At 55.0% G+C, this 12,273-nt stretch carries 10 protein-coding genes and 2 pseudogenes; 4 read left to right on the forward strand and 8 right to left on the reverse strand.

Features of this window, described 5'->3' with window-relative positions; all coding sequences use genetic code 11:
- Positions 1–163 precede the first annotated feature (163 nt).
- Positions 164–1,057 carry a TetR/AcrR family transcriptional regulator gene (locus BN3795_RS21075; protein ID WP_068786669.1) on the forward strand — a complete coding sequence of 298 codons (894 nt, stop codon included), beginning with the start codon at positions 164–166 and terminating at the stop codon, positions 1,055–1,057.
- A gap of 119 nt (positions 1,058–1,176) precedes the next feature.
- Here the strand turns inward: BN3795_RS21075 and BN3795_RS21080 are convergent, their stop codons facing one another.
- Together BN3795_RS21080 and BN3795_RS21085 are read right to left on the reverse strand one after the other, a co-directional pair.
- On the reverse strand, positions 1,177–1,506 hold the full coding sequence (locus BN3795_RS21080) for a hypothetical protein (protein ID WP_068786670.1): 330 nt from the start codon (positions 1,504–1,506) through the stop codon (positions 1,177–1,179).
- Positions 1,507–1,691: 185 nt separating this feature from the next.
- Positions 1,692–3,587, reverse strand: coding sequence for a PrkA family serine protein kinase (locus BN3795_RS21085; RefSeq protein WP_068786671.1), 1,896 nt, complete (start codon positions 3,585–3,587; stop codon positions 1,692–1,694).
- Positions 3,588–3,818: 231 nt separating this feature from the next.
- Here BN3795_RS21085 and BN3795_RS25200 point away from each other — a divergent pair.
- Positions 3,819–4,433 (forward strand): annotated as a pseudogene (locus BN3795_RS25200) (DUF2161 family putative PD-(D/E)XK-type phosphodiesterase); the annotation flags it as partial.
- A 335-nt stretch (positions 4,434–4,768) separates the two neighbouring features.
- Here BN3795_RS25200 and BN3795_RS26180 read toward each other — a convergent pair.
- Positions 4,769–5,560: pseudogene (locus BN3795_RS26180) on the reverse strand (hypothetical protein); the annotation flags it as partial.
- Between BN3795_RS26180 and BN3795_RS21100 the strand changes: the two are divergent.
- Positions 5,559–5,969, forward strand: a complete 411-nt coding sequence (locus BN3795_RS21100) for a hypothetical protein (protein ID WP_068786674.1) — start codon at positions 5,559–5,561, stop codon at positions 5,967–5,969. The pseudogene BN3795_RS26180 and the gene BN3795_RS21100 sit on opposite strands and share 2 nt — an antisense overlap.
- On the forward strand, positions 5,966–7,033 hold the full coding sequence (locus tag BN3795_RS21105) for a phosphodiester glycosidase family protein (RefSeq protein WP_068786675.1): 1,068 nt from the start codon (positions 5,966–5,968) through the stop codon (positions 7,031–7,033). The genes BN3795_RS21100 and BN3795_RS21105 overlap by 4 nt, the downstream gene beginning before the upstream one ends.
- 1,525 nt (positions 7,034–8,558) lie before the next feature.
- Here the strand turns inward: BN3795_RS21105 and BN3795_RS21120 are convergent.
- From BN3795_RS21120 to BN3795_RS21140, 5 genes are all read right to left on the reverse strand, one after another.
- On the reverse strand, positions 8,559–8,804 hold the full coding sequence (locus tag BN3795_RS21120) for an AbrB/MazE/SpoVT family DNA-binding domain-containing protein (RefSeq protein ID WP_009227013.1): 246 nt from the start codon (positions 8,802–8,804) through the stop codon (positions 8,559–8,561).
- Positions 8,805–8,895: 91 nt separating this feature from the next.
- Positions 8,896–9,465 (reverse strand): maltose acetyltransferase domain-containing protein, encoded by a 570-nt coding sequence (locus tag BN3795_RS21125; RefSeq protein WP_068786678.1) that lies wholly within the window; start codon positions 9,463–9,465, stop codon positions 8,896–8,898.
- Between the two features lie 27 nt (positions 9,466–9,492).
- A complete protein-coding gene (gene trmL / locus BN3795_RS21130; RefSeq protein ID WP_068786679.1) occupies positions 9,493–9,957 on the reverse strand; it encodes a tRNA (uridine(34)/cytosine(34)/5-carboxymethylaminomethyluridine(34)-2'-O)-methyltransferase TrmL in 465 nt (154 codons plus the stop codon).
- 164 nt (positions 9,958–10,121) lie between these two features.
- Positions 10,122–11,210, reverse strand: coding sequence for a 3-phosphoserine/phosphohydroxythreonine transaminase (gene serC, locus BN3795_RS21135; RefSeq protein ID WP_068786680.1), 1,089 nt, complete (start codon positions 11,208–11,210; stop codon positions 10,122–10,124).
- A gap of 161 nt (positions 11,211–11,371) precedes the next feature.
- Positions 11,372–12,256, reverse strand: a complete 885-nt coding sequence (locus BN3795_RS21140) for a hypothetical protein (protein ID WP_068786681.1) — start codon at positions 12,254–12,256, stop codon at positions 11,372–11,374.
- Positions 12,257–12,273: the final 17 nt, after the last annotated feature.

A 12,273-nucleotide genomic window follows, 5' to 3' on the forward strand; every position in this document is an offset into this window, starting at 1 on the left:
GTCAGTTTCATCCTTGATTATACTGGTAGGACAGCGTAAAATCAATTTAATAGAGCTCCATTTCAAGCTAAACCGAACGCCCGGTCATTAACGATTCGCCTTTGATCTGCATCGACCGGTCGGCCGGCGTACACAGGAGCATATTAATGAGGGAAGTGTCAACGTGCACGATAAAAAACAACTTATTCTGGATACCGCCTTGAGATTGTTCGCACAAAAAGGGTTTAGTGCCACTTCTATTCAGGATATCGTCGATCAAATCGGCATTGCCAAGGGATCCTTATACGTTTATTTCAAATCGAAAGAGGAGCTGTTTGTTTCAGCCCTGCAGCTCGTCCTGGACCGAGTCAGTGAACAATGCCGAACTGTCGTGTCCGACGGCCGCTTGCCCGCACAAGCAAAGGTGGAAAAGCTGATCCGGATTCAACTAGAGTTAAGCCGCGAATATCATGACGTGTTTTGGATCCTTGTCCATGAATCGACGGCTCTGATCAATAGTGAAGTAACGCCGCTCCTATGGGGGTTCCGAGACGATATGCTAACTTGGCTGTCAAATAGTCTGTACGATATTTATGGCAAATCCAGCGAACCGTATGTCTGGGATTGCGCCACGCTTTTACTGGGAATCACAGAAAATTATGCGATACTGATGAATCCTATGGGAATCTCCACAGACCAAATCCTTCCCTTCGTCATGGAACGGCTGGATGATTGCATGAGTGGAATGATGAGCAGGCATAATCCTCCTGTGATAGATGAAGCCTCGATCAAACGATTTTTCGCGATCCACGGAAAAGGTGAAGCTTGCCCCAAGTGGAGAGTGTACCTTGATCAAATCCATAAGTTGATTGAGCAGATAGAACTGGATAAGAAACGTCGGGACGAATGGGATTCCTATTTGCTCGTCCTCGATCATGAGCTGAACAAGATCCCCCCTGTCCCTGCCGTCATTCTTTCTTTAATCGAGACACTCCGGGGATTCGGTTTAAAATCAGTTCAAGGACCACTCAACGCCTTGGAACGATTGTTTAATAATAGCAAACTTTCGGAGTCTTAAACGTACTGAGCATCCGATGGTTTTGTATCTTGTTGGTTTCAAAACGCAAAAAGAGCCGCCCGGAGCCTGGGACTGTCCCCCCTAGCTTCGGCGGCTTATATTGTGTCGGCGGAACTCCGTCAGGACAGCAAAGCGATGACCAGCAGCTCGTAGAGCACCAGCGTCAAAATCATCTCATCGCTGGGACCGGGTCCCCAGAAGGGAGCTCCAAAGGCGCGCTGGCTCCCGTAACGCGGAACCGCCAAATGCACCATCCCGCCTTGGCAATTCACGATCCGGCCGATATGGACATGACCGTCCATCGTTTCGATGCGGACGCGCTGATGGACATGCTGCCGGCAGATGCCTTGCACCCGGTCGCGGATCGACCGCAGATGCTGGGCGGATTGCTGATCCGCTTGATAAACAATGCGCTGCTGTTGAGGGTGACCCCATGGTTGAACACTCATTCGGTTTTCGCCTCCAAGGTTTCTTTCAAGTTTAACTTATCGTATGCGAATACCCAGGGGGCGGTGAGGCATGGCGGCAGTTGAATTCGGCTCCCTTGCTTGCTAATGCCGAGTGCGTGTTCCTGAACAATACAGACACGCCAAAAAGGCGGAGGGCTTCCCCTCCACCTTAACCTTTGCCCTGCTTACCGGTTCAGCAAACTGCCTACATAACGCAGCAATTCGTTGGCGCAGACCGGGCAGTAGCCATGCTCGTCGATCAGCCGCTTGCTGACCTCGTTGATGCGTTTAAGCTGGTTTTCATCCGGCGTCTTGGTCGAAGTCGTGATCTTCACGATGTCCTTGAGGTCGGCGAACAGCTTCTTCTCAATCGCTTCCCGCAGCCGGTCGTGGTGGTTATATTCGAATTTCCGCCCTTTGCGCGAATACGCGGAAATGCGGATCAGAATTTCCTCTCTGAACGCCTTCTTGGCGTTTTCCGAAATGCCGATTTGCTCTTCGATCGAGCGCATCAGCCGCTCGTCGGGATCCATCTCCTCGTCGGTGAGCGGATCGCGGATTTTCGTCCAGTTGCAGAACGCCTCGATGTTGTCGAGGTAGTTGTCGAACAAAGTGCGCGCCGACTCCTCAAACGAGTAGACGAACGCTTTTTGCACTTCTTTTTTGGCGAGTTCGTCGTATTCCTTGCGGGCGATGCTGATAAAATTCAGGTAGCGCTCGCGTTCTTCCTTCGTGATCGAAGCATGCTGGTCCAGACCGTCCTTGATCGCCCGCAAAATATCCAGAGCGCCCATGCAATGCAAATCCTGCTTGATCAGCGCGCTGGAAATCCGGTTGATGACGTAACGCGGGTCGACGCCGGACATGCCCTCCTCCAGGTACTCGTTCTGCAGCTCCTTCAAATCGGCATCCTTGTAGCCCTCGACTTCTTCGCCGTCGTAGAGGCGCATTTTTTTCACCAGATCGACGCCTTGTTTCTTCGTCTCCTTCAACCGGGTCAAGATGGAGAAGATCGCCGCAGACCTCAGGGCATGCGGGGCAATATGGATGTGGCTCATATCGCTTTGGCCGACCAGCTTGGCGTAAATTTTCTCCTCCTGCGACACCTTGAGATTATAGGGGATCGGCATAACGATCATCCGCGACTGCAGCGCTTCATTTTTCTTATTGGCGATAAACGATTTGTACTCCGCTTCGTTGGTGTGGGCGATGATCAGCTCGTCGGCCGAAATTAACGCGAATCGCCCCGCCTTGAAGTTCCCCTCCTGCGTCAGGGACAACAGGTTCCACAGAAACTTCTCGTCGCATTTCAGCATCTCCTGGAATTCCATCAGACCGCGGTTGGCCTTGTTCAGCTCGCCGTCAAAGCGGTACGCCCGCGGATCGGATTCCGATCCGTATTCGGTAATCGTGGAAAAATCGATGCTGCCGGTCAAATCGGCGATGTCCTGCGACTTCGGATCCGACGGACTGAACGTGCCGATCCCGATGCGGTCGTCTTCGGACAAGAGCACCCGCTCAACCTTGACGTTCTCGATGTCGCCGCCGTATTCCGTCTTCAGCCTCATCTGGCACACGGGGCATAAATTGCCTTCGATCCGGACCCCCAGCGTCTTCTCTACGTCCGGACGGAGTTCATGCGGAACGAGGTGAAGCGGGTCCTCATGCATCGGGCACCCGGCGATGGCGTACACCGCGCCTTTATCGGTCCGGGAGAATTTCTCGAGCCCGCGCTTCAGCAGCGTCACGAGCGTGGATTTGCCCCCGCTCACCGGTCCCATCAGCAGAAGGATCCGTTTGCGCACATCGAGCCGGCGGGCAGCGGAGTGGAAATATTCCTCGACCAGCTTTTCGATGGCCCGATCGAGCCCGAAGATTTCCTGCTCAAAAAATTTATACCTTTTCCTGCCGTCATCCTCTTCAATGCCGTAGGATTTAATCATTTCATAAACCCGGGCATGGGCGGTCATCGCCGGCGAAGGGTCTTTGGCCAACAGTTCGACATAATCTTTAAATGTGCCGCTCCATGACAAGGAATCGCTTTCCGCCCGGTAAGCCGCTATACGCTCAAAAATGTCCATGTTAGGTACCTCCTGTACTCCCGCTTTGGGGGTTCTCCCGCGTCCCCGATCTTTAGAACTTACGTGACCAGAATATGGAGCTTCCACGATAAAAAAGTGTATTACATTCCTATGCGCCGGGACGGGAGAAGTTGACCTTTTTTCCGATGAAAATATTCGCATGGAAAAAGTAGGAATTGAGCTTTATGATATAATTTGGATCATGATCATGGGAAGGAAAAGGGGATCGGCATGGCGGTACAGCATGAGACGGAATTGTACGCTCCGCTGAAGGCTTTTTTTGAAGAGCGGGGGTATGAGATCAAAGGCGAGGTGCGGCATTGCGACCTGGTGGGGGTTCGGCCCGGCAGCGATGAGCCGCTGATCGTGGAGATGAAAAAGACGTTTAATCTCCCCCTGCTGCTGCAGGGGTTGGAACGCCAGCGCTTGAGTTCCGAGGTGTATCTGGCCGTGGAGCGCAATCGCGCCAAAAAAGGAGCGCACAATCAGCGGTGGAGCGAAATTACGCTGCTCTGCCGCCGGCTGGGGCTGGGATTGATCGCGGTGACCCGATATAAGACGAAACCCGCGTTCGTGGAAATCCTGTGCGCACCGGGCAATGAAGCCTTGTACACGCCGGGACCGAAGGTGGTGAAACGCCGGGCAGACAAGCTGCTGCACGAGTTCCACGAGCGCAGCGGCGACTACAACATCGGCGGCAGCACCGGCACCAAGCTGGTGACAGCCTATCGTGAACGTGCGCTGCGCATTGCGCTCGCCATCGAGGAGGCCGGCGGCGAGACATCGCCGAGGGACGCGCGCGACCGCAGCGGCATCGGCAACGCCGCCGCGATCCTGCAGCGCGACNCGGCTCCCCAAAGGCCCGCTTGCTGGCGCAGCACGTGCAGCGGCGTTGTATCCGCCTCTGCCCTTCTTCCTGCCTTGTGCCCGGCTTCGCTTGTTCCGTAAGCCTCACTTTCCTTGCTCGCTGCCCGGTTCTTGTCCCCGGCCGCCTCCTGCCGCTTGCCGGCTTCCGCTCCTTCCGCTTTATCCTCCGTCCCGCAAGTCCGTGGTTTATCTAATGGGTCCGCAATGTCTGCGCCCGCTCCGTCTCCCTGGGCAGGGCCCTCCCTCACCCCCGCCCCCCCGGCGGCAGGGGCCCTCTCGACAAACGGCGCCAGGCTCGCCGATTCATCACTGACGATCGGCCATCCCAGCCGCTCGCTGCACTCCAGCAGCGCCAGCTTGCGCTGCTGGCTCCACACCCGGCCGGACGGGTTGGCATAATGCGGCGTCACGTACACCATAGCCGGCCTCCCCCCGGCGGCCTCGCTCTTCCGCCGCAGATCGTCCGGCAGCATGCCGTCCCGGTCGCACGCCACCGGGACCGCCCGGATGCCGCGGCGGCGCATCAATTCCAGCGCCTCCGGTGCGGCAGGCGTCTCGACGAGCACCGTGCCGCCGCCAGGAACGAGCGCCCGCAGCAGCAGGTCAAGCGCCCCGTCGGCGCTTTCCGCCAACCGCCATTGCTGCGGCTCCATGCGGAGGCCTTCGGCTTCTTCGTAAGCCGAAGCGAGCCACTCCAGCAGCGCGCTGGCATCGCGAGGGCCCGGCTTCCTTCCGCCTTGCCCTTCACTGTACGCGCTCCGCTCCCGAACCAGGTGCGCGCCGCCCCCGTCCCCCTGCGGCCCCGCCAGCGAGATCAAGCGACCTTCCCTCAGCTGTGCGTCTATTTCCCTGACGAATGCCGGCGGCAGCCGACGCTTTAGCATTTCCAATCCCGTATCCACATGTCCCCCCCGCTTCCATATCACCTGTCTCTGCGATTGTACCGCAGGACAAATTTTCCAGACAACCGGAGGCAAACCTAGCGCCGCGCTTGATTTTGTCGAAAGATTGCCAAATCTATCACTTTTGCGAACCTCTTGTCGACATGATAGAATGAGAACTGCATACGAACAGTATCTATTAATTTCTTTGAGGTGAGTTACCATGCCTTACTCTACGGAGCCTGCAACCGTCGCCGAAACGAGTCGCAGCAGAAGAACGCGGAGGCCTTCCGTAGCCTTGATTCTATTGATTTGGATCCTGCTGATCGGCGCCGGAGTCACCGTGGCTTACATGTATAGCAATCATTTGAAACAGTCGATGATCGACCAGCTCGACGCCAAATGGCAGAGCGAAGCCAAGCAAATGAAGGCGGATTATACGGCCCAGCTCACCGCCTTGTCCGGCGAGGTCAAGGACTTGCAAAACAAAGTGGAAACGTTCAACGAATTGCTCGAATTCACCAAGGACAATACCAGCGAAAAAACGGATAACAGCAACAAATTATATTCGCAATTGAACGAGGTCAAGCAGCAGCTGGCCGCGCTTCAGAAGAAGATGGACCTGCTGAAATGATTACAACGGCGAAGCAAATCAACCGTTTTTTCCTGCTGGCTACCGGCCCCCTGATCGGGATGCTTATCGCTCTCTTCATCAGCGGGGCCGCCATTGAGTGGAACCGCTCCTTGCACCCTATCACGCCTGAAGCCGACGTGTTCCAGACCACCGCATCCATTTCGGAAGGACTCACGAAGGCGCAGAAAGATGCGAAAACGACGATTTCCTCCATCCGGGAAACAGCCGAGCTGTACCAGAAAACCACTCAAACCATGAGCACGATTGTCAAAACCGCAAAAACCGCATCCGCCCGGCCGGAAACGATCTACAACCGACGGATCACTTCTAAATTAGGCGTTCCCTTCGAGACGATTCAAAGCGATCGGATTCGCATCGAATTATACAAGATCAACCCGGGGACATACCGAGGGTATGCCATGAAGATTCGACTCAAATCGCCGGATGCCATGAAAATGACGATGGGCAAGGATCGCCTGGGAGGTGCGGAAACGACAAAGCAAGCGGTGCAGCGCCACGGTGCGGTCGCGGGCATCAATGCCGGCGGATTTGCCGATTCGCGCGGGGAGCGGTACCCTCTGAGCACCACGATCATGAATGGCGAATATGTTAACGGATTTGAGTCTACGTACAAGGATTTGTTTTTTGTCGGATTGAATCGGTCAGGCCAACTGATTGGCGGCAAGTTCCAAAGCAAGGAGAGTCTGGACAAGCTGCAGCCGAAGTTCGGTGCCTCCTTTGTACCGATTCTGCTGCAAAACGGCGTCAAACTCCCCATCCCTCCCAAATGGAAAACCTCCCCGCTGCGCGCACCGCGCACGGTGATCGGCAACTACAAGGATGATCAGTTGCTTGTGCTGGTCGTGGACGGCGACAATGAGAAAGGCCGTTCCGGCGCTACGCTGGAAGAATTGCAAACCAAGCTGTGGAAGATGGGCGTCCAGGATGCCTACAATTTGGATGGCGGCGGCTCGTCCTCCTTGGTCGTCAATGGCCGGGTTATCAATAAACCGTCCGACGGCGCGCTCCGTCCCGTGCCGACGCATTTCCTGTTTTTTAAATAAGCAGCGAACCTCACCGGCTCAGTCTCGCTCTCGGTCTCGGCCTTGATCTCGGTATCGATCTCGGGCTTGATCTCAGTCCCTGTCCCTGCACTCAAAACACATTGTCTATGAATTACTTCACATTTTGATTTATTTTTAGGCCGTTGCCGGGTATAATAGGGGAAGGAGTACTACGTGGAGGTGTTCGGCTTTGTCATTCTCTTTGACGTTCTGGATTATTGCACTCGTGTTGGCTATGTTTATCTGCGGGATTTTGACGGCATCCTACAACGAGGATAAAACCAAAGGCCTTTAAGAGGTTACTCAGTAAGGCGTCTTTCCATCGCAAAGCAATTCAATGAAGAAGGCTCGGCAGCGAATCTTGGATTCTGCCGGGCCTTCCTTTGTTCCTCCAGCCCCTGCCCTTACTCTTGCCCTGCTCTTGCCCTTGCCCCTGCCCTTACCCTTGCTCTTGCTCTTGCCCCTGCTCTTACTCTTACTCTTGCTCTTGCTCTTGCCCCTGCCCCTGCCCTTACCCTTGCTCTTGCTCTTGCCCCTGGCCACACTCCGCCTACTCCACTTTCTGCGCTTCATCCAAGCTTTTCGGTGCTGCTCCCCCGCTTAATCCTTCTCTGCTGGGCGGCTAACGGAACCCAGAGACGTTATTTCACACATTACGGGGGGCTCCGAATTCTAACGGACTCAGGAGACCTTATTTCGCGAAAAAGTGTTCAAACGCCGCACAAATGGGCAAATAAGGTCGCTGGAGTCCGTTACGGCGGGAAATCGTCGGGAAATACGCAAATAAGGTCGCTACGTTCCGTTAGGTTCTTCCGAGGTTCTCCAGAGGTTCTCCCGGGGTTCTCTCGAGGTTCTCCCGAGGTTCTTCCGAGGTTCCTCCCGAGGTTCTTCCGGGGTTCTTCCCGAGTTCTCCAGAGGTTCTCCCGGGGTTCTCCCGAGGTTCTTCCGAGGTTCTTCCGAGGTTCTCCCGAGGTTCTCCAGAGGTTCTCCCGGGGTTCTCTCGAGGTTCTCCCGAGGTTCTTCCGAGGTTCTTCCGAGGTTCTTCCCGAGGTTCTCCCGAGGTTCTCCATAGGTTCTCCAGAGGTTCTTCCGGGGTTCTTCCGGGGTTCTCCAGAGGTTCTCCCGGGGTTCTCTCGAGGTTCTCCCGAGGTTCTTCCGAGGTTCTCCATAGGTTCTCCAGAGGTTCTCCAGAGGTTCCTCCCGAGGTTCTCCCGAGGTTCTTCCGGGGTTCTCCCGAGGATCTCCCGGGGTTCTTCCGAGGTTCTCCCGAGGTTCTCCAGAGGTTCTTCCGAGGTTCTCCCGAGGTTCTCCCGAGGTTCTCCCGAGGTTCTTCTGAACTTCTCCCGAGCCTCTCCCAGGCTCTTCCGAGATCCTCAACGATCCTCCAACAGTTCCTCCGGGAGCCCTCGCGGTCTCCCTCGCCACCCCGATCGACGCCAACTGACAAAATAAATAAGCTTCCCGCGCGGGAAGCTTATCTATTTGCTCTGGTGCCATTAAACTTATCCGATGTCCTGTATTGGATCTAGGACAGTTGGCTCATTTCGACCAGACATTGATTGCAGATGGAACGCTCTTTGAAATCGCTCACACTTTCCATCGACCCGCAGAAGACGCATTTTGGCCGGTAACGCTCCAAAATGATGTGATCTCCTTGCACCAAAATCTCGACGGGATCTCCCTCGTTCATTTGATATCTCTTGCGAAGCGACTTAGGCAACACGATTCTCCCGAGTTGATCCACTTTACGGACCACACCAGCAGGTTTCATAAAAATGTACACCTCTCCTGACAAATAGTTATGTAAAAATAGAACCAAATACCTAATCTATTATATTTCGCTATTTTTCTCAGGATTCCTGCTAGGCAATCACGTTTTTAATTATTTTCGCAGGATTGCCTCCGACAACGGCTCCTTTGGGTACATCTTTCGTCACGACCGCGCCGGCCGCAATCACCGCATTATCGCCGATGGTCACGCCTGGAACGATCACCGCCCGTCCGCCAATCCATACGTTGTTGCCGATGTTTACCGGTTTGCCAAATTCTGCACCGGAGTTGCGAGCCGTCGGGTCCAGTGGGTGGGTAGCCGTATAAATATGCACCCCTGGCGCCATAAAGCAATATTCCCCAATCCGCACCTCGCAGACATCCAGAATCACACAGTCGAAGTTGGCGTAAAAATGATTCCCCACGTAAATGTTGGAGCCGTAATCACAGCGAAAAGTCGGCTCGATGAAGGTATCGTCCCCGCAGCCGCCAAGCAGTTCCTGAAGAAGGGACGATCTTCGCTCCTGCTCATCCTCTCGGGTGGCATTATATTCCCGGGTCAGTCTGCGGGCCCGCAGCCTCGCGGCCACCAGTTCCGCATCACCGGCGTTGTACCATTCCCCGGCGAGCATCTTTTGTGTCTCAGTACGTTCTAGACTCATGCTGTCCTCTCGCTTTCTCACTGAATTTTACTGCATCCCTGGAAAATCAAGCTGACGCAGCGCCTCGTACACAATAATAGCCGCAGAATTCGACAGATTGAGGGAACGAACCTTGTCGGTCATCGGCATGCGCATCACCGTATCCGGATGGGCAGCCAATATTTCCGGCGGCAGACCCTTCGTCTCTTTGCCGAATACGAAGAAATCCCCGTCCTGAAACGCGAAATCCGTATACCTTTTTTGGGCTTTGGTCGTGGCGAAGAAGAATCGGCTTCCCGCATACTTCTCCTCCACTTCCTGAAACGAATCGTGGTATTCAAGATTCACCGCATACCAATAATCCAAGCCGGCCCGCTTCAGCGTCGCGTCGTCCGTCCGGAAGCCCAGCGGGCGCACCAGATGCAGATGGATGCCTGTCGCAGCACAGGTTCTGGCAATGTTTCCCGTGTTGGCCGGAATCTCCGGCTCCACCAGTACAATATGTAAGGCCATGATGATCGTACTCCTCGTCCAAAAAATAAAATCGGTCCGTGAAAGACCGTACTTGTTCCATTATAACAAATTTCCCCCGCAAAAAACCTCCAACCCCCACCTAAGACCAGGCGGGTTGGAGGTTTCGGCATCACGAGGCGTTCCGGCGGAAGCCCCGCAGCAACTTATCCGTGCGTCTTTTGAAATTGTCCCATGAAGTCGACAAGGGCCTGAATACTGGACTTCGGAACCGCGTTGTAGATCGAAGCGCGCAGGCCGCCGACGCTGCGATGGCCTTTGAGCCCGACGAACCCTTCCTTCTCCGATTCCTTCACGAACAGCTTCTCCAGCTCTTCGCTGGCCAAGCGGAAGGTGACGTTCATCGTTGAGCGGCTATCCGGACGAACGCATCCGCGGTAGAAGCCGCCGCTGGCATCGATCGCTTGATACAGCAAATCGGCTTTATCCTGGTTTTTCTTCTCGATGCCTTCAAGCGCCCCTTGCTCTTCGATCCATTTCAGCACTTCGTTCACCATATAAATCGAGAAGGATGGCGGTGTATTGTACAGCGAGTTGTTCTCGGCATGCGTATCGTAACGGAACATCGTCGGCAGATGCTTCGGCGACTCGCGCAGCAGCTCCTCGCGGGCGATAACCACGGTCACGCCGGACGGTCCCAGATTCTTCTGCGCGCCCGCATACACCATGCCAAACTGGGTCAGGTCAAACGGACGGCACAGAATATCGCTCGACATATCCGCGATCAACGGAACGCTGCCGGTGTCCGGGAACTTGCGGAATTGCGTGCCTTCGATCGTTTCATTCGAGGTCAGATGCAGGTACGCGGTGTTATCCGGCAGGCGCAAGCTGCTGACCTCCGGCAGCGACATATACTTATCCTCCTCCGAGGAAGCCGCAACGAACGTTTCACCGATGAGCTTGGCTTCTTTTAACGCTTTCGTTGCCCAACTGCCCGATTTCACATATCCCGCCGTCTTACCTTCCGTGAGCAGATTCATCGGCAACATGGCAAATTGCGTGGACGCTCCGCCCTGCAGGAACAGGACCCGGTAACCGGACGGGTTGCCGAACAGCTTCAGCAGCCGGCTGGCCGCTTCGTTATGGACCGATTCATACACGGCCCCCCGGTGGGACATCTCCATGATCGACATGCCTGTCCCGCGGAAATCAACGAACTCCGCCTGTGCCCGTTCCAGGACCTCCAGCGGCAAGGCGGCTGGACCCGCGTTAAAATTATAAGCTCTGTTACTCATTTCTCCCCATCCTTCCCTTTACAATCCTTGTCTGGTTTCGAATATAATTATCGATTATCATAGCAACTATTCGATCTCCCAGCAAGCCGTTATTTCGTAAAAGTTCACTATTTTGCAGAATTGACACATTAACGCTTCATCAAGGGAAAGGATTGGAGGAATTATTCGATGCAAAATTCATAAATTCGGGTCCAGCTCTGCTGATCTCCCGGCACCACATGAACTGCGACGAACATTTCCGGGGAAATGACATGTCCGTGACCCCAAACGGCTGCCGAGCTTAACGGCAGCTTGCTTCGCTCGCGCACAGACAGGCCGCTGGGCTGGTGTTGCAGCTCCCACAGCCACGGAACCTCACGCCCGTCGAAACGGTCCATCCGGAAATAGAAGTCCTTCTCCGGGCGACGTTCCCAGGTTACGCGATCGCCTTCGAACACCAGGCCTTCCAGCGTGGATGGATCGTCGCTCCAAATATGCGGAGCAAACGGAAGCTTCAAGACGTACTCGTGCCCAACCGCATAGCCGTCCAATCCGAGAAAATTATGGCTGTATTCGTCGGTTGCAAGGACCCGGCTGCCGGTATTCTCCACCGTATAGGTGACGGACAAGGTGTTGCCGGAAATTTCAATGTCTTTGTGTACGCGAGCAGCATATCCCCGGCACTCCTGGGGCAAGGTCGTAAAGCTAAGCCGCTGCGCATCCTTCTGCTCTACCTGAGTCTTAAAGCGCTCGCAGGCGTAATCCCGGTAGAATCGGTATTCCGCGGCGTCCGGCCGGGTCAGTAAACCTACGCCCAGTTTAGGGAAAAGCTCCCCCACCCGGGTTGCTTCATACCCCAGCGCTTCCTTGATTCCAAATTCGCTGCATATTCCGATGCCGCCCGTGCCAGCGCCTGGCGACAAGCTCTCCGGCACGCAAAATTGATGTTTTCCGTCCAGTACAACGCTGGTGATAAATCCGGCGCCGTCGAACCGGGTCCCTTGATAGGCTTCGCCAAGCTCGGCAATTTCAAGAGTCAATCGGTCGTTCCTTAATTGATAAGCCATCGATGATTCCTTCCCAT

Source organism: Paenibacillus phocaeensis, from assembly GCF_900021165.1.
In the GTDB taxonomy this organism is placed as follows: Bacteria; Bacillota; Bacilli; order Paenibacillales; family Paenibacillaceae; genus Fontibacillus; species Fontibacillus phocaensis.